Below are 17258 nucleotides of genomic sequence, written 5' to 3'. Positions count from 1 at the left end.
CTATTGAATGATTCAATCCCCTCATATGATACTAAAAATCAGGAATAAAGTGAAACAAATCAAAGAAAATCAGCCCTTGTATAGGGCTGATTTTTCATATCTAAGGCTCTCGCCTGAGGTATTTATTTAGCTGACTGTCCTTCTACACTCTTTGCAACCATCAAGAGCTCTTCCTTCGATAGATCACTTGAAGAAATCAAGTAGTCAACTCCATCAGATGTCCAAGAAAGAGATTTGTCTGTCAGAACACCCACTGTCATGCCAAGATCGACTGGCTCGCCGTTCATTGTCACAGGCGTAGACGCTTCTGCTACCCGCGCTTTTTCCTGAATGAGTGTGAAGGATTTCTTTCCGCCATACGTCATCACATAACGCTTCCCGGCATCTGTTGTCATTTCTTTCTCTTCCATTTTCTTCACGCCCTCTGGCATATCCACAGGCGTTTTCACCGCAAAGCTGTCAGATGGATCTGCACTTGTGGCAACATCCATTTGAGAAAGTGTCATATTTTTCTTCTCATCAAAGGCGTCTTTGTCAAAGGATTTGTTGAATTCAAAGTGAGAGAATTCTACTTTCACCATTGGCTTTTTATCGCTGTCCAGTACTTTCACACTGGCAGGCGCCATTGTTTTTTTATGAAAGGTAATCTCTTGGGTCGGCAACATTTGGTTGTGCTGATAGTTGGTTTTTGTTTCAAAAACGTACTTCGACTCTTTTGCTTTGAACTGAGCTGCACTGTCATTTTTAATGTCTTTCACAAGTGATTCAAATAAATACACCTGACTGCTGTTGTTCGGCCAATCGCTATGGAAGCGGAAGCTTTTGTTTAATGAAGGTGTCAGCACAAATACACCATTGCCATTTCTTAAAATGACTTGACTCTGATCCTTCTTCGGATTTTCTAAGTAGACACGGTAAAGCTCCGGCTTCTTGTACCAAATTTCCACATGGTATTCCTGCGGATCATTTCCTGTCTCAATGGTCATTTTTGCTTTGGCTTTGTATGATGTCATTTCCTCTGCCTTTTTGTTTAAATCTCCAACGATATCCTGTTGAGATTTTTGACCGCATGCGGAGAGAATCAGTACAAAAAGGATCCCCGTTACAAGCAAAACAAAGCTTTTTCTCACCCTTTTCAACCCCTTCGTTAATTGTGTTAAAAGGAAGAAACCGCTTGTTTGACTTTAACAGTACGCCTCAAGAGTTAACTGCGTACCGCGAACCATCAAAGCCTGTTAGCAACTCGCCCTTCCTTATCGCACTACCCAATATATGAAGGGGGGACAAACAATATGCAGACTAGCTTGACAACCTTTCAATTAAAACTTGTGCTGCAGCATATTCTTTTGTGTGTGTAATGGATACATGAACGTAGTCTTCTTTTGTTTTCTCACTTTTGATGAGAGGTTTTCCGTTCGCATCTTTTTGTAACTCGATGTCGTGAAAGCTGACATACTGACCAATTCCCGTACCGTATGCTTTTGCGAATGCTTCCTTCGCCGCAAAACGGCCTGCCAGAAACTCCAGCTGTCTCTTTTTACTTAGTGTGCGAAAGTCTTCCTGTTCACGTAAAGTCAAAATTCGTTCTGGTAAACGGGGCTGCCTGCTAAGCACTCTTGACAGCCGGCCGATCTCTACAATATCCATACCGATTCCTTTAATCATGAGGTACCTCCTATGATACTCGTACTAATTTGGATGTTCGCTTCATAAACGTGTTACTATAAACTTACCATTATCTAGTCAAAAGGGGTTTGTTATGTTTATTCGAACGGAGAGCTTTCAACAATTTATTAGATCGTATCCAATCGTAACAGCGATCCTTGCTTTGCAAATCGGCCTATGGCTTTTATTTGCGATCCCTATTCCAATGATCCAGCTTGGGCAGGACCATCTCGTTGGTTTTAATTATGGTGTTGCAGCAGGAGAATGGTGGCGGCTTTTAACGCCTATTTTTCTTCACGGAAGTCTGACACATATTCTGTTCAATTCCATGTCGCTCTTCCTATTCGCTCCAGCACTTGAGTATTTGCTTGGAAAGGTTCGATTTCTTGTGATTTATCTGGGTGCTGGATTCATTGGCAATCTCGGAACCTATTGGGTGGAGCCTTTAGAGTACGTACATGTCGGGGCTTCTGGTGCGATATTTGGTTTATTTGGCGTCTATCTTTATCTTGTCCTATTTAAACCGCATATGATGGACCGTGGTAATTCTCAGGTCATCTTAACGATTCTCGGCGTTTCTGTCATTATGACGTTCGTCAACTCGAACATCAACATCATGGCCCACTTATTTGGATTGATAGGCGGTATGATCCTAGCACCGATCACCCTATTCTTCCATTCAAAAAAACGACGCTATTAAGCTCATAAAAAATGTCGATCACTCCGTTTAACGGGAGCTGATCGACATTTTTTGGTTTAAGTTGATTGATTCGTTTCATAGGAATACCAATCGCATACACGTGCAGCATCTTCCTCTTCAAGGTGATGCACACCAAAGGAATCAAGCAAGGCAGAGGACTTCACAAAGGTGTGAATACTTGCCACCCGCCCTTTCTTTTGAAAATAGGATTGGGTCATCGTATAGTTTTGCATTCGTTTTCTTAAAACAATTCCGGTGGTCTTGCCGATACCTCTTGTCGTTAATTGAATCAGTTGATCTTTGATCACATATCCTGATTGTTTATAGGCTAAATACCCAAAAAACAAGGCAAATGGTAATGGAATCAGCGCCAAATATCCCCATGGTGGAAAACGTACAGAAAGGATTATACCTACAAGTAATGGAACAAATCCGTAAGATATCAGATAACGTTTTAGTGAACGCTTCGGCACTTTTTTCAATTCACTTTCTGGTGCCAGCTGATATTGATCTGTAAATTGCGTTAACAATTCATTGATTTTTTTCTTCCGTATGAGTGGAAATAAGACAGAAGAGGTCTCTTTTTCTGTAATGGAACCTCCTGCGCTGACAAGCATGACCGTCGCAAAACCAAATGGTTCACGCAGAATATTTTCTTTGATTTTCACTGCTTGAATTCTCGCAAGCGGAATGGTCATTTGATGCCTTTCGATGAGTCCTCTTGTGATGATGATGTCTTTCCCTTTTCGTTTTGCGGTAAAATTCGCATATTGAAGGGCTGTTACCCCAACACTAAGAATCCACGCAATCAATACGGCAATAAATATGAGAATCGCATAAATCTCAACACTCGCATGACTTAAAAAAGAAAACCGTTTGAAGAATCCGTCCAAAGGCAGAATTTCATCTATTTGTGTGTAAATGGCGAGACACCCAGAAATAATGACGCCGATTCCGCTTGAAGTGGTCGCAGCCAAAAGCAGCTCTGGTATACCCATTCGGTAGGAAACACTGATTTCTTTTTCTACAGGCTGTTGCGCTGTCAGAGGATCAGGGAGATCTAAATTTTCATCATTCATTTCTTCTTGTTGCAAGCTTTTCTTCCGGTTGAAAATCGATTGCTTTAATTGCTCAGCTTCTGCTTTTGTAATGGCCGTCAGGCTCACTTCAGGTCCATCCGTCCCGCCTGCCGTTTCGATTTGCACCCGAACCAAACCGAAAATCCGCTGGAAGATGCCTTCACTTGTATTCACCGTTTGAATTCGTTCTAATGAGATATACTTTTTCTTTTTGGTGATGACACCTGATTCTACTCGAAATTCATCGTCTTCCATTCGATAGGTGAATCGTCTCCATGCTAAAACGGTTGAAACAGCTTTCCATAAAAGAAGCACACCAAGAATGATAAACGCATAAAAACGAATACTTGAATTCGAGTTCACAAAAATAAGCACGAAAAAAGGGATAATGAAGTTTTTGATCATGGATACGGCATCTGATATAAAATCAATGAACATCGAGATTGGATGTACACGTTTTGGTTCAGACATCATCTTCCGTCACCCTTGCTAATCGAGATATGTAATCGCGAAGCTCATCTGCCTCTTCTAATTCCAGTGCCGGAATATCATGCACTGTCGCAGCAGTAGAAATTTGAACAGATGCCAACCGGTAGCGCCTTAAAAGCGGCCCTTGGGATGTATCCACATGCTGAACACGTACCATTGGCACAATGACACGTGTGACACGAATCAGTCCGTGCTGTATTTCAATTTCGTTCTCAAATACTTCGTAGCGCCAGATGTGATGGCGGATTTTCGGTATGAGCCAGATTCCGAAAATGACCTGTAAAATCCACAAACCGATGAGGATGGCTCCAATCCAATATGGCCATTGAAAATAATAACTAGCTACAAATACCCCAATGATGATGAATAAGAAAATCAATGAGATAATTCCATTTTGAAGACGCCATACTTTTAATCCATTTAAGCTGATTTGACGTTGCGGCTGTTTTCTCACATTCTTCCCCCATTCTCTTACTTTTCTATCAATATATTACGAAAGAAAGCCTAAAAAGTTTCATTAGGCCTGTTAAAAAAAGCGAACCCTGCAAAGGATTCGCTTTTGAATTAGTTGTTATAAGATTTCTTTTGACGACGATCGTTAGAAGAACGATTGCGGTCATTTGAAGAACGCTTTTTATCACCGTAAGATGAACGGCTTTTTCCGCGATAGCCGCCTCCGCCGCCACCGTCTCTACGTTTTGAAGAGCTGCGGTTGTTACGATTGCGTTTTGAAACCATTGGTGCTTCATCTGTCAAACGAACAGGCGTTGCATCTGGCTCTTTTGTCATCATTTTGATGGCAGCCGCAACCACTGTAACAGAATCATGATCTTCTAATAATTCAGCAGCTGCTGTCATGTAGAAGTTTAAGTTGTTTTCACTGATGATTGTGCGCAGACGATCAATGGTTACTTGTTGTTGTCCTTCGATTGCCTCATCTAGTGTTGGTTCTTTCATACGATCCATTTTACGCTTAGTCGTTTGCTCGATCGCACGAAGCATATCTTTTTCACGTGGTGTGATGAATGTCATCGCCATACCTGTACGTCCAGCACGTCCAGTACGTCCAATACGGTGTACATAGCTTTCTGGATCTTGTGGCACGTCAAAGTTATACACGTGTGTTACGCCTGAAATATCAAGTCCACGTGCTGCAACGTCTGTTGCTACAAGCACATCGATTGAACCTTCTTTGAATTTACGAAGCGCAACCATACGTTTCGCTTGAGTCAAGTCACCATGAATTCCTTCAGCTGTATAGCCTCTAAGGTTCAGTGCTTCAGTCAATTCGTCAACGCGGCGCTTTGTACGGCCGAAGACAATTGAAAGCTCAGGTGATTGAATGTCAAGAAGACGAGTCAATGTATCAAACTTTTTACGTTCATGGATATCCAAGTAGAACTGCTGGATGTTAGATACAGTCATTTCTTTCGCTTTTACTTTTACGTGTTCTGGGTTTGTCATGAAACGTTCTGCAATGCGCTTAATTGGTGCAGGCATTGTCGCAGAGAATAAAAGTGTTTGGTGTTCACTTGGTACATTTGAAAGGATCGATTCAATGTCTTCGATGAAACCCATGTTTAGCATTTCGTCTGCTTCATCAAGCACGACTGTTTCAACATTTTGAAGACGCATTGTACGACGGTTAATGTGATCGAGTAAACGTCCTGGAGTCCCTACGATGATATGAGGATTTTTCTTGAGCGAACGGATTTGGCGACCGATATCTTGTCCACCGTAAATCGGAAGTACGCGCGCACGCTTGTCTTGGCCAATTTTGTATAGCTCTTCAGATACTTGAATCGCTAATTCTCTTGTTGGCGCAATGATAATCGCTTGGATATTTGGAGACGCTGGGTCGATTTTTTCTACAAGAGGAATACCAAACGCTGCAGTTTTTCCTGTTCCTGTTTGTGCTTGTCCAATGACATCTTTATTCTGAAGACCGAGAGGAATTGTTTCCGCTTGAATCGGTGTTGCTTCTTCAAATCCCATGCGGTTAATAGCTTTCATGAGACTTTCGCTTAATTGAAAATCTTGAAACGTTATAGTCAAATTATTCAAACTCCTTCTAATTGCTGTTTCAGTAATCTCGTGAATGATCATTAAAAACTGCCCTTTGTATGAAAGGACAGGTCCATTATATACAAAGCCCGAATTACCCTACATTATATCTTACCATTACACTATTTGTTTTTCAACAAGACAGAAATGGATATATCTACTGCTCGACAATGACCGATTCACCTTCACTTTGATCTCCGTCCATCCATTTCCACTTTTCAAACAGTTGAATTTTTCCGTTATCCAGCTGCTTAGGAGTGGAATGACATGAACCGCTTCTCATGCTGCCATCCTTACTTACATGATGATATCTAAAATGAAGTGCTCCGTCTATATTCACAGTTCCTACAAGCACGCCAGATTGAATACTGCCGCCTTGATATGTGCCCGTTAAAATATTCCCGTCCTGACGATATTGAAATATGGTTCCTTCCGATACTTCCCCATTGCTCGAATTAGACTGCGGGATAAAGGTTTTTCCGTCATATTGAAACAACCGAATCGACCACCTTTTCTTACCTATTGTAACATAGGCCTGTCACTCATTCGACAAAAATGATGCAAATTTTAACAAGTGGGATTCAATTTATATTAGTTTAGCCACATTTTAGCTTTTCTATAGATTAAATTGTTTTTTTAGAAATTGTTCGACTTTCTCAAACAATTGCTGTGCACAAGGCTCATGACAAACGTGATGTTTACAATCAGGTAAATAGAACATTTCTTTCTGACGGGACGGGATTTTATGATAAATGAATTCCGCACTAGAAGCGGGGACGATCCCATCACTTTCACCTTGAACGATCAAGACAGGTAGATGAAGCTTTTCAAGAGAACCTTTCGTTTGCTTCACCAATTTCATAAATTCTACAGCAGCTGATAGCGGTGTACTCGTCAGCTTATGACGATATCGATCATACAATGGGTTCGTATCAATCAAACCAGACAAGGATTCCTTCACCATCTGCCTTGTGTCTTGAATCATTTGTTTTGGGTTTACATATTTAGCAGCAGCACTTAACAGAACAAGACGGGCCACTGGATACTTCGCTGCTAAATATGAGGCAATCATCCCGCCCATAGAAAAGCCGATCAAATAAATGGTGTCACATGTTCGGTAAAGGGATAAGAGTTCTAATTCAGCGGTGGCAATCCACTCCTGATAGAGAATGCCTTTGAGCTGAAGTTCCTCCCCATGCCCCGGAAGCGTGACAGATTGTACCGTCCAATCTGTCGTCTGCTTTAAATATTCCGCAAGCGGCTCTACTTCATACGGGGCACCAGTAAAACCGTGTATACATAGACAGCCAATCACCCTGTCACCTTCTTTGCCGATCTGATTTATAGTGCAGTAATAACGTCTTCCAATCTCATGCCACGGGAAGCTTTGACCAGAACGACATCGTCAGGTCCTGCCACATCCGCAAGTTTTTTCTTCAGTTCTTCTTTGTCCATATAAGAAGACACGCGGTCGTCTCCAAATGCTTTCTTCGCTCCTTCAGCAATGAATGCGCCAAGACGGCCAAACGTTAAAACATGATCAATAAACTCAGGCTTGATGTACTCCCCTACTTCAAAATGATAGTTCTCTTCTTCACTGCCCATCTCCAGCATATCTCCGAGAACGAGTATGCGGTTAGCAAAGCCGTCCATATCTCCTACAAGATCAATCGCTGCTTTCATCGACGTAGGACTCGCATTATACGCATCGTTGATAACCGTGATGCCCTTATCTGTTTTAAACAGTTCTAAACGCATGCCTGTCAATTTCGTTTGCATCAGCCCTTGGGCAATTTGTCTTTCATTCAGACCGAAATGCTGGCCGATTGCAATAGCTGCAAGAGCATTCTTTACATTGTGTTTCCCTAATACAGGAATGAGAAACCCTTGAGCATATCCCTCCACTTGAAATTCAGTGCCTTCAGCGAGTTGGTGAATGTGAATCACCTTGATATCACAGTCCTCTGATTCTCCAAACGTTTTTACGCTGCGTGCCAGGGCATTTGCTCTTTGGCGGAGTAAAGGCTCGTCTCCTAAATAATAAAAAGTCCCATCCTCTTTTAACCCTTTTGTGATCTCACATTTTGCATCTGCAATGGCTTCTCTTGATCCTAGATCCTGCATATGAGATTCTCCAATATTGGTGATGACAGCTGCATCAGGTTCAGCGAGATTAGATAAAAATTCGATTTCTCCTTTTGCACTCATGCCCATCTCTAATACAGCAATCTCGGTTCCTTCTGGCATCGCAAGGATGGTCAGCGGAAGTCCAATGTGATTATTAAAGTTGCCATCCGTTTTGTGGACTCTGTATGTCGTTTGTAAGACTGAATGGATCATATCTTTCGTCGTTGTTTTGCCATTACTTCCAGTAATACCGACAACTCGAGGATTTTCCTCTTTTAAGTATGATTTTGCAAGCTGTTGGAGTGCTGTCAAAGTATCCTCTACAAGTATGACAGGTACACCGAACGGTGGATTCGCTTCTGTTTGATTCCAAAGAACAGCTGCCGCTCCAAGCTCCACTGCTTTTAAAGCAAAAGTGTGACCGTTAAAATGTTCCCCAATAAGCGGGATAAATAGTGCGCCTTTTGATACTTTTCGCGTATCTGTTGTCACTCCGTGTATCTGTTCTTCGCCAAAAGCTTCATTCGATAATGTGCCACCAGCCATTTGAGCGACTTGTTTCACTGTACGTTTGATCATGTTTTTTCGCCTCTCTTTCTCATTTCACGTTTGAAGGAAAAGAGACACTACCTGTAGGATAGTGTCTGCTTGCTTCTTACATTAAAAAGTGGTTTTAATGGTTTGTTTTTCTTGATGGCGTTCAATTGCAAGTGACACCAGCTTCTCAATCAGCTCAGGATACTCTACACCAGTATGTTTCCAAAGCAGCGGGAACATACTAAAAGGTGTGAACCCTGGCATTGTATTCACTTCATTGATCAGCACTTCGCCTTCTTCTGTTAGGAAGAAATCTGCACGTACGAGGCCAGATCCATCAATGGCTTTAAATGCCTTAATCGCCATATCGTGAATCGTCTTGTACTCTTCCTCTGACACACTCGCAGGAATGATCAAATCTGTATCGCCATCTTCATATTTTGCTTTGTAGTCATAAAAATCTGTTTTAGGTGCAATTTCACCAACGACTGAGCATTTCGGCTCGTCATTTCCTAATACACCAATTTCAATTTCTCGTCCTACAACGCCTTCTTCCACAACAACACGACGATCATATTGGAAAGCCAAATCAAATGCTGTTTGCAGCTCTTCTTTGCTGCGGCATTTACTAATTCCGACACTTGACCCCATGTTGGCAGGTTTCACAAAACAAGGATAACCGAGAACTGCTTCTACCTGTTCTAGACTGTCTAATATGGCTTTCTCATAATCCTTTTTATTGAAGGAAAGATGCTTTGCCTGCGCAAGCCCAGCTTGAGCAAACACATCTTTCATCATGACTTTATCCATACCCGCAGCAGACGCGAGAACGCCGTTACCGACATACGGGATATTCAATAGTTCAAGTAACCCTTGCATGGTCCCATCTTCACCATTTGGCCCATGTAGCAATGGAAAGACAACATCAATCTTTTCATCAGCAGATGCAGGTTGTGGAAACATGCTTTCATTTAAAGAAGTTGGTAAAAACGTCTTTGCATTTTGTTCAAATTGAAGCATTTTGACGTTTGATACTGGTTCAGTGAGTTTTTCTCCTCTTAGCCATTCGCCCTCTTCTGTAATATAAATTGGATGTATATCGAACTTCTCAGTGTTAAGTGCTTTTGTAACTGCAAGGGCTGTTTGCAGTGATACATTATGTTCGGCTGACTTTCCGCCGTAAACCAATCCTAAACTTATTTTCAATGGATACTCCCCCCACTAAAATTCATCTTTACTATCTTATCACTTTCAAGCAAAAATGCTCTAATTAATTTTTGTTGTTACGGAATTGAAATGATTTGTAAAGGTTGTAAGCGCCCCCCGAGCATTTGTATGTCATTCGCCTTTATTTTATATTAAAATGACATTGAAAAGGAGTTGTGACAAATTGAAAAAAATTACAAGCACTGAACAATTCAACGAAATCATTCAATCAGACAAAGAGGTCATCGTTAAATTCTTTGCGACATGGTGCCCTGATTGCACTAGAATGGACATGTTCATTCCAGACATCTTAGAGGCTTATGCTCAGAATGAATGGTTTGAAATAAACAAAGACGACTTTCCTGAGTTAGCGGAAACGTATCAGGTCATGGGAATTCCTAGCCTGTTAATTTTCAAAAATGGCGAAAAAACAGGTCATTTACACAGTGCCAACGCTAAATCACCTGAAGAAGTAACAGAGTTTCTTCAAGAACACGTTTCATAACTCATTTGAATGGAGACATCAGCCAACTCATGCTGGTGTCTTTTTTTATATCCTTTTAAATTAAATCTCTTCATAAGACGAGATGTGCGGCTAAAATGTTTCAACATCGACAGGAATGTTTGATCTGATTTCATGACAAGGTTTGACAGCGGATTATTTCCTGGGAAAGAATTCATCGTCGATATGGATGGGAATATGTCGGTTACGTGAATTTTCTGAATTGAATCTTTACTTATGACATTCTGCTTTGTATAATGGAGATGCTAATTGAAAATGATTATCAATTTCATCTGTGTGAAATCTTATAGAGTCCATTCTACCAAAGGAGCGTTGAGTTACATGTCTAAGAAGAAAATCAAAACGTATCAGCAATTGATTGAAGAAAACAAGGAAGCGATCATGCGAGACCCTAAAATGATGGAAAGTATATACGCAACCATCGACAAAAAGCACCAGAAGCAGCTTGCCGCTGCTGGACGTGAATCATAAACACAAGAAGAGCAGTCAAACAGATGGCTGCTTTTTTATTTGCCTGAAGAAAAGAAAAAGCCGATAAAATCTATTCTTCGATTTTATCGGCTTTTGTTTTAATGTGATTTCGCTACACGGTCTTGCTTCATTCCTAAATAGATGAGCATATATGTTAGATAACCCATTGTCATCGTTAAACCACCGAAGAAGAATTGTGAAAACACGGGTTCTTCAAATGTCGTAACGGCAGCAAGAACGATCCAGCTCGCATATAAATAGACCATGAACCATTTCATGTTTCTTTTAAGTGTATACAGAAAGAAAAGACCCGCTAATGAAAAGATCCCTAGCGCTAGTCTGAAATAAACAAGATGATCAAACTGGAAGGCAAAAGACACAAACGAAAACGACAACAGCAGCAAAATAGGTAAAGCCGTAATAAAATTTTTCACGATAGTGCCACCTCCATGACTCTGTCTTATTATAAGACAAAACCAGCCGGTTATCGTGAAATACAGACTCGTTTTCACAAAGATGTCACGAATTTTTCTTGTTATTTGACACAATTTTTACACATTTACATCACGCTTCCAAAAAAGGAGCCAAGCAGCACCAACAAAGAAAACGAAATGCGCCCCTACAATGAATAGTGAAAACAGAGGGCTCATGCCCTGAAAGAGCGGCGGACCTTGAAAACTGTATTGTGTAAAGTCCGTATTAGCGAAAAGTAGAATCTTCCCCCACTGATTTTCTAACAGAGACATGATCGACACTAATGATTTCGCCGCGTATAAGACGAAAAATGAAGTCACAAGTGCAATCAGACTGTTTCTAAACAAACTTGAGCACAGAAAAGCAAAGCTTGCCATCATGACCACTTCCACCCACTGTGATCCAATCACAGCAAATGTGTGCAGAAATAACCGCCCAGTGCTTTCATCAAAATCAGTACCAAAGAAAATAAGGCCAAAAAGAAAAGCGAACACATAATAAAAAACAAACAGGTAAAGGACCATCAGCACAAGAGTGATGTATTTTGACAAGAAAATATGAAGCCTTGTCTTCGGCCGAATCAACAAGAACTTGATGGTTCTTTTTTGAAACTCTGTTGAGATCAATGTGGCGCCAATCACGACAGCGAACACTTGTAAAATAAACACAACATTCGTGGAATAAGCAAAATAGTTAGCGACTGTATCTTGCCCGCCAAGCCCGGAAATGACTCGTTTCAATGCTAGAGCCATCGTCAATTGAAAGACAACAATCAGTCCAAGTGCAATGAATGTGATCTTTTGTCTCGTGATTTTTTTATGTTCATTCTTGATGAGTTGAAGCATCTGCCGTCCCGCCTTCCGTCCATTTCATAAAGGCCTCTTCAATTGATTGTTTTTGAGGCGTCATTTCAAGTACATCAAATTCTGCTAAGACAAGCTGTTTATTCAGCTCCGGCACACGGTCTTTATTCAGTTGAACCAGTACATGCTGATCCTTTTGTTCATATGTATATCCTTGCGTATCTAGCCATGAAACTGCCTTTTCTACTGGCTGAATATTCATCAGCACCTGCTCTTTCCCTTCCATGTCGCGAAGGTTTGTATTGGCTTTGATCTGTCCTTTTTGGATGATGATCATGCGGTCACAAAGCTCTTCTACTTCATGCAAAAGATGTGTAGCAAATAACACAGAGACACCTTCTTCTTGTACAAGCATTTGCAAGTGCTCTCGAAACTCCTTCATTCCTGCGGGATCAAGCCCATTTGTTGGTTCATCTAAAATGAGCAGATTGGGCTTATGCAAAATGGCTTGTGCAATCCCGAGCCTTTGTTTCATCCCTAGTGAATACGTTTTGACCTTCTGGTGAATGGCGTGCTCCAGACGAACTCTTTTTACCACTTCAAAAATGCGCTCTTCTGAAACTCCATCATGCATAGACGCATACAGCTCAAGGTTTTCAAAACCTGTTAAATATGAATAAAATTCCGGATTTTCTATGATCGCCCCAACAGATGACATCGCTTTTAGATGATCATCATCTTGAGAATATCCATTAATGATGATCCGGCCGTTGTTTTTTTTCATCAAGCCAACAATCAATCGAATCAAGGTCGTTTTTCCAGACCCATTTGGTCCAAGTAAACCGACAATTTCCCCTTGCCTAATGTCCATCGAAATATGTTGTAAAATTTGATGCCGGCCAATTTGTTTATCGACGTTCTCTATGTGTAAAACAGCAGACTGCAAAGTGGTTCCTCCTTCTGATGTAAAACCTATGGCGGCAGTTACGGCCGCTCATCCTGTAAAAAGTATATCACGCTAGACAAGCCGTTCCACGAAAAAAAGGGCTGATCCAGTCAGCCCTTTTTGTTGTTACAGTGATAAATTAGGTGTTGGTGCTTCCTTCTCATGTTTCTTCTCGGTTTCAGATACAATCACCGCACATGCTGCGTCACCTGTAATATTGACCACGGTTCTTGCCATGTCTAATAAGCGGTCTATGCCAAGGATCAGCGCAATGCCCTCAACAGGAAGATTCACGGAATTTAAAACCATGGCTAGCATGATGAGCCCTACCCCTGGGACACCTGCTGTGCCAATACTTGCTAGTACTGCCGTTAAGACAACTGTCAGCATTTGAACAAGGGTTAATTCAACTCCATACACTTGTGCGATAAAAATAGTCGCAACCCCTTGCATGATCGCTGTACCATCCATATTAATGGTCGCACCTAGCGGCTGCACAAAGCTTGAAATAGGTTCTGGCACCTTCAAACGCTTTTGAGCTGTTTCCATTGATACTGGCAGTACTGCGTTACTGCTTGATGTACTAAATGCCACAACCATCGCTGGAGAAAATCCTTTGAAGAATGCCATTGGATTTCGTTTAGCTAATAGGGCAACGGTTGACCCATAGGTCAGGAAGAAATGCAAGATCAGCGCAATTAAGACGACTGAGAAGTAAAGTCCCATCGCTTTCATGGCATCGAGCCCCTGACTGCCAATTGCCGTTGCGATCAAACCGAATGTCCCGTACGGTGCGAATTTCATCACAACACCGACAAGATACATCATTAATTCATTTCCTTGTTCAAACAGCTTCAGCAAACCTTCTGTTTTTTTACCGAGCAAGGCAATGCCAAGACCTAAAAATACACAGAAGACGATAATTTGAAGCATATTTCCTTCAACTAGAGATTGGACTGGATTGGTTGGAATAATATTGAGTAGTGTGTCTGCCATTGATGGGGCTTCCTCAGCGGAATATTCTGCCGCTTTCGTATCAAAATTGCCAAATGCGCCTGGCTTAATAAGTAAGGCCAATGAAATGCCAATAATGATGGCAAAAGTCGTAGTGAGTAGAAAGTAAGTAATGGTTTTTACGCCGATTCTGCCAAGTTTTTTCGGATCGCCAAGGCCTGCTACACCAAGTGTGATCGAAAAGAAGACAATCGGTACAACTAACATTTTAATCAGGTTTAAGAAGATTTGACCTAGAGGTGTAAATAAATAAGGGTCTAACACTTTGAAAACATTTGGAGCAAAAATGTTGAGTAGTAGTCCTGTGATTGCACCTACAATTAAAGCAATAATAATTTTCGTCGCAAGCTTCATTAAAATCTCCCCTTCCTCGTCAAAAAGGCCCACGAGAGAGTCTTCTCGTGGGCCTGCGTGTCCATACGTGTACCACTGTCTACTCTCTTCACGCTGATGAGGTTAGCTGACGGGTTAGGACGAAGAGATGTCCTTTTTTCTTAAATAAGAAAAATTCACCCCAAAAACTTGGGTCCCCCATTCCTTTAGAAGGATTAAGCGTGTGGTAATATGATATTTTCATACTATTTATACCTTATTTTTAGAAAATTGTAAACAGGTTCATATGAACTTTTTAATTACTTTCTTCCTTATTCGTGACCTCCAAGATATCTAAGATAAACACAAAGATTGGGATGCCGATAATCAGTCCCCAAATGCCAATATAGTGTTCAGAAAAGATCAGGACAATAAACGTGAAGAAAATAGGGAGCTCTGTTTTAGCTGACATGAGCTTTGGATTTAAGAAGTAGGCTTCAATGGCATGGATGATCACGATCACCAGCACAATATATAGGACGTACATTCCGCCTCCAAGTGTATACGCAATGATGCTGAGTGGAACGAGGGAGATGACCACACCCGCTACCGGAATTAAACCTAACAAGAAGACCATGACCGCTAATCCAAATAATTGCGGGAAGCCCATAATGCCAAGCGCAATTGTCGTTAAGACACAGTTAACTGTTGCAATGATGAACTGTGCTTCAAGTACCTTACCAAATGTTCTGGAAAACTTACGTCCAAAGAAGGCAATTTCATGATAGAACACGGAGATTTTACTCGTTTTGAACTTATTCATGAATTGAATGAGGCGTTCCTTTTCGAACAGGAAGAACATGCTTAATATTAAGGACATAATGACCTGGATACTGAACGTGCTGAAATCTGTTAAGTATGTATAGAGGAAATTAAACCCTTTCTCGAAGAAAGAAGATATTTTGAAATCTCCGAACACATTGGTGACGACGTCAAAGAAGGGTAAATCTTGTGGATGATCTGCAATCTTTTTCCCTAAATGAAATAACTGTTCCACCTGTTTAGCAATGATGGGCACAAACACAAAGCCGCCAAACGTCAATCCACCAGCTAGAAGGATGTACAAAATGGTGATGACTGATTTCTGTCCTATTTTCAGGAAGCGATTTAAAAAGCCTCTTATGACCTCTTCTAACCGGTTCATTAAAAAGGTGAAAATGAAGGTCAGGAGGATTAAATTCATCATTCCTCTTAATAGATATAATGCTGTGGCTAATACTACAAATACTGAAAACCTCTTGACACCAGGTTTTTCGAACAATTTAAAAAATGCCGCCATACGTTACACACCTGCCAGGACTAAAGTCTATTTTTCGTTGGATCTCATATTCATTATATCGGATCTTTCTGTAAATTATATAACAAAAGGTCAATGAGGTCTTACGATTCGTCCTAAATTAATCAAGCTTTTATGTTTTTTCTTTTTTTACACAAGAAAAAACCGAACCCCATGTAGACATAAGGTTTCGGTTTTTGGTTGTTTTTATACTAAACAGCCTGCTTGATATTTCGCATTTCCTGTAGCGCTGTTTTACTCTTCGCTTCGTCAAATTCCCCTTCACTTTTCGCTACAACAATTGTAGCAATTCCATTTCCAATCAGGTTCGTAATCGCTCTTCCTTCACTCATGAAACGGTCGACCCCTAATAGCAGTGCAAGACCTTCTAGCGGGATAACCTGAAGTGCAGCAAGTGTAGAAGCTAGCACGATAAATCCGCTTCCTGTGACTCCAGCTGCTCCCTTTGATGTGAGCATCAGAACAAGGATAATCGTGATCTGCTGTCCGATGGATAGATCCACCCCAAACACTTGCGCTAAGAAGACCACGGCCATGGACAAGTAGATTGAGGTTCCATCTAAGTTAAAAGAATAGCCTGTCGGAATGACAAGTCCAACGACCGACTTAGAGCACCCGTAGCGTTCCATTTTATCCATCATTCTTGGCAAGACAGATTCTGAAGAACTTGTGCCAAGAACAATTAAAATTTCATCTTTGATAAAACGGAGGTAACCGAACAGGCTGAAGCCATACATTTTACAAATGATGTTCAGCACGACGAAAATAAACAGGAACATCGTCATATAAACGGAAAGCATCAGACTAGCCAGTGGTTTAATTGAAGCTAAACCGAAGTGTCCGATTGTATAAGCCATTGCTCCAAATGCCCCTAATGGCGCGGCACGCATGATGTAACCAATGATTTTAAAGAAGACAAGCGACAGTTTATCAAGCCATTCGATGATGCCTTTCCCCTTCTCGCCAAGTGCAGCGAGCGCAACACCGAATAAAATAGAGAAGAATAAGACCTGTAAAATATCTCCCTTTGCAAAGGCATCTACCATGTTAGATGGCACAATGTGTGTGACAAACTCCATCCAGTCGATACCCTGTCCCCCATTTTGGGTATATTGCGAGACATCCCCTTTTTCAAGCTTACTATAGTCAAGACCTGCTCCCGGCTTCATGATATTGACCACGAACAGTCCGATGACAAGCGCAAGCGTCGTCACAACTTCAAAATAGATAAAAGCTTTTCCCCCAACTTTTCCAACCTTTTTCATATCCCCCATCTTGGCAATCCCAAGTACGATGGTTAAGAAAATAATGGGTGCAATGACCATTTTCACTGCATTAATAAATGTGTCACCAAGCGGCTTCATTTCTTTCCCGACGTTTGGCCAAACCATCCCAACAATGATCCCGATAATGACAGCTGCAATGACCTGAAATGTCAGGTTCTTCAATAGCCTCTTCATAAAAAATCAACTCCCTCACCCTTTGATGTAA

18 protein-coding genes and 1 riboswitch are annotated in these 17258 nt (G+C 41.2%); of the genes, 3 read left to right on the top strand and 15 right to left on the bottom strand.

What is annotated here, in order from left to right; all coding sequences use genetic code 11:
- Positions 1 to 122: 122 nt before the first annotated feature.
- Together NSQ64_RS03190 and acpS are read right to left on the bottom strand one after the other, a co-directional pair.
- Positions 123 to 1139 carry an outer membrane lipoprotein-sorting protein gene (locus NSQ64_RS03190; RefSeq protein ID WP_007496489.1) on the bottom strand — a complete coding sequence of 339 codons (1017 nt, stop codon included), beginning with the start codon at positions 1137 to 1139 and terminating at the stop codon, positions 123 to 125.
- 160 nt (positions 1140 to 1299) lie between these two features.
- Positions 1300 to 1665 carry a holo-ACP synthase gene (acpS, locus tag NSQ64_RS03185; protein WP_178929501.1) on the bottom strand — a complete coding sequence of 122 codons (366 nt, stop codon included), beginning with the start codon at positions 1663 to 1665 and terminating at the stop codon, positions 1300 to 1302.
- Positions 1666 to 1759: 94 nt separating this feature from the next.
- On the opposite strand from acpS, the gene NSQ64_RS03180 reads away from it, so the two are divergent.
- A complete protein-coding gene (locus NSQ64_RS03180) occupies positions 1760 to 2365 on the top strand; it encodes a rhomboid family intramembrane serine protease (RefSeq protein ID WP_007496491.1) in 606 nt (201 codons plus the stop codon).
- A 56-nt stretch (positions 2366 to 2421) separates the two neighbouring features.
- Here NSQ64_RS03180 and NSQ64_RS03175 read toward each other — a convergent pair whose 3' ends face one another.
- From NSQ64_RS03175 to NSQ64_RS03145, 7 genes are all read right to left on the bottom strand, one after another.
- On the bottom strand, positions 2422 to 3918 hold the full coding sequence (locus tag NSQ64_RS03175) for a PH domain-containing protein (protein WP_135010069.1): 1497 nt from the start codon (positions 3916 to 3918) through the stop codon (positions 2422 to 2424).
- On the bottom strand, positions 3908 to 4387 hold the full coding sequence (locus NSQ64_RS03170) for a PH domain-containing protein (protein ID WP_008346922.1): 480 nt from the start codon (positions 4385 to 4387) through the stop codon (positions 3908 to 3910). Before NSQ64_RS03170 ends, NSQ64_RS03175 begins: the two co-directional genes overlap by 11 nt.
- A gap of 110 nt (positions 4388 to 4497) precedes the next feature.
- On the bottom strand, positions 4498 to 5988 hold the full coding sequence (gene cshA, locus NSQ64_RS03165) for a degradosome RNA helicase CshA (RefSeq protein ID WP_041507152.1): 1491 nt from the start codon (positions 5986 to 5988) through the stop codon (positions 4498 to 4500).
- 166 nt (positions 5989 to 6154) lie between these two features.
- On the bottom strand, positions 6155 to 6493 hold the full coding sequence (locus NSQ64_RS03160) for a n-acetylglutamate synthase (protein WP_113767287.1): 339 nt from the start codon (positions 6491 to 6493) through the stop codon (positions 6155 to 6157).
- A gap of 120 nt (positions 6494 to 6613) precedes the next feature.
- Positions 6614 to 7312, bottom strand: a complete 699-nt coding sequence (locus NSQ64_RS03155; protein WP_341015025.1) for an alpha/beta hydrolase — start codon at positions 7310 to 7312, stop codon at positions 6614 to 6616.
- A gap of 26 nt (positions 7313 to 7338) precedes the next feature.
- A complete protein-coding gene (locus tag NSQ64_RS03150; protein ID WP_341015022.1) occupies positions 7339 to 8703 on the bottom strand; it encodes a UDP-N-acetylmuramoyl-tripeptide--D-alanyl-D-alanine ligase in 1365 nt (454 codons plus the stop codon).
- Positions 8704 to 8784: 81 nt separating this feature from the next.
- A complete protein-coding gene (locus NSQ64_RS03145) occupies positions 8785 to 9867 on the bottom strand; it encodes a D-alanine--D-alanine ligase (protein WP_341015020.1) in 1083 nt (360 codons plus the stop codon).
- A gap of 184 nt (positions 9868 to 10051) precedes the next feature.
- Here NSQ64_RS03145 and NSQ64_RS03140 point away from each other — a divergent pair, with 184 nt between their 5' ends.
- Complete coding sequence (locus NSQ64_RS03140) at positions 10052 to 10372, top strand: thioredoxin family protein (RefSeq protein WP_008346934.1); 321 nt, start codon at positions 10052 to 10054, stop codon at positions 10370 to 10372.
- Between the two features lie 339 nt (positions 10373 to 10711).
- On the top strand, positions 10712 to 10861 hold the full coding sequence (fbpB, locus tag NSQ64_RS03135) for a Fur-regulated basic protein FbpB (RefSeq protein WP_017366658.1): 150 nt from the start codon (positions 10712 to 10714) through the stop codon (positions 10859 to 10861).
- Between the two features lie 98 nt (positions 10862 to 10959).
- On the opposite strand, the gene NSQ64_RS03130 is transcribed toward fbpB, so the two are convergent.
- From NSQ64_RS03130 to dctP, 6 genes are all read right to left on the bottom strand, one after another.
- On the bottom strand, positions 10960 to 11295 hold the full coding sequence (locus tag NSQ64_RS03130) for a hypothetical protein (protein WP_017366657.1): 336 nt from the start codon (positions 11293 to 11295) through the stop codon (positions 10960 to 10962).
- 117 nt (positions 11296 to 11412) lie between these two features.
- Positions 11413 to 12180, bottom strand: coding sequence for an ABC transporter permease (locus NSQ64_RS03125; RefSeq protein WP_024720482.1), 768 nt, complete (start codon positions 12178 to 12180; stop codon positions 11413 to 11415).
- Positions 12158 to 13084 carry an ABC transporter ATP-binding protein gene (locus tag NSQ64_RS03120; protein ID WP_341015017.1) on the bottom strand — a complete coding sequence of 309 codons (927 nt, stop codon included), beginning with the start codon at positions 13082 to 13084 and terminating at the stop codon, positions 12158 to 12160. The genes NSQ64_RS03125 and NSQ64_RS03120 overlap by 23 nt, the downstream gene beginning before the upstream one ends.
- A 126-nt stretch (positions 13085 to 13210) precedes the next feature.
- Complete coding sequence (locus tag NSQ64_RS03115; RefSeq protein ID WP_025206789.1) at positions 13211 to 14452, bottom strand: dicarboxylate/amino acid:cation symporter; 1242 nt, start codon at positions 14450 to 14452, stop codon at positions 13211 to 13213.
- Between the two features lie 77 nt (positions 14453 to 14529).
- Positions 14530 to 14663, bottom strand: a riboswitch (cyclic di-AMP (ydaO/yuaA leader).
- 63 nt (positions 14664 to 14726) lie between these two features.
- Entirely contained in the window at positions 14727 to 15749 is a 1023-nt protein-coding gene (locus NSQ64_RS03110; RefSeq protein ID WP_007496515.1) for an AI-2E family transporter, read from the bottom strand.
- A gap of 209 nt (positions 15750 to 15958) precedes the next feature.
- Positions 15959 to 17227: a C4-dicarboxylate transporter DctP gene (dctP, locus tag NSQ64_RS03105; protein WP_007496516.1), complete on the bottom strand. Its 1269-nt coding sequence runs from the start codon at positions 17225 to 17227 to the stop codon at positions 15959 to 15961.
- Positions 17228 to 17258 lie beyond the last annotated feature (31 nt).

The sequence above is a fragment of the Bacillus sp. FSL W8-0183 genome (assembly GCF_038006825.1).
In the GTDB taxonomy this organism is placed as follows: Bacteria; Bacillota; Bacilli; order Bacillales; family Bacillaceae; genus Bacillus; species Bacillus altitudinis.
Note: the sequence above shows the minus strand (reverse complement) of the source record. Positions and strands in the feature narration are given on the sequence as shown.

Excerpts from the sequence above, each read along its gene's own strand:
- NSQ64_RS03180 (WP_007496491.1), top strand. The coding sequence starts at position 1,760 with ATGTTTATTCGAACGGAGAGCTTTCAACAATTTATTAGATCGTATCCA.
- NSQ64_RS03115 (WP_025206789.1), bottom strand. The coding sequence starts at position 14,452 with ATGAAGCTTGCGACGAAAATTATTATTGCTTTAATTGTAGGTGCAATC.
- dctP (WP_007496516.1), bottom strand. The coding sequence starts at position 17,227 with ATGAAGAGGCTATTGAAGAACCTGACATTTCAGGTCATTGCAGCTGTC.
- NSQ64_RS03110 (WP_007496515.1), bottom strand. The coding sequence starts at position 15,749 with ATGGCGGCATTTTTTAAATTGTTCGAAAAACCTGGTGTCAAGAGGTTT.
- NSQ64_RS03150 (WP_341015022.1), bottom strand. The coding sequence starts at position 8,703 with ATGATCAAACGTACAGTGAAACAAGTCGCTCAAATGGCTGGTGGCACA.
- acpS (WP_178929501.1), bottom strand. The coding sequence starts at position 1,665 with ATGATTAAAGGAATCGGTATGGATATTGTAGAGATCGGCCGGCTGTCA.
- fbpB (WP_017366658.1), top strand. The coding sequence starts at position 10,712 with ATGTCTAAGAAGAAAATCAAAACGTATCAGCAATTGATTGAAGAAAAC.
- NSQ64_RS03125 (WP_024720482.1), bottom strand. The coding sequence starts at position 12,180 with ATGCTTCAACTCATCAAGAATGAACATAAAAAAATCACGAGACAAAAG.
- NSQ64_RS03175 (WP_135010069.1), bottom strand. The coding sequence starts at position 3,918 with ATGATGTCTGAACCAAAACGTGTACATCCAATCTCGATGTTCATTGAT.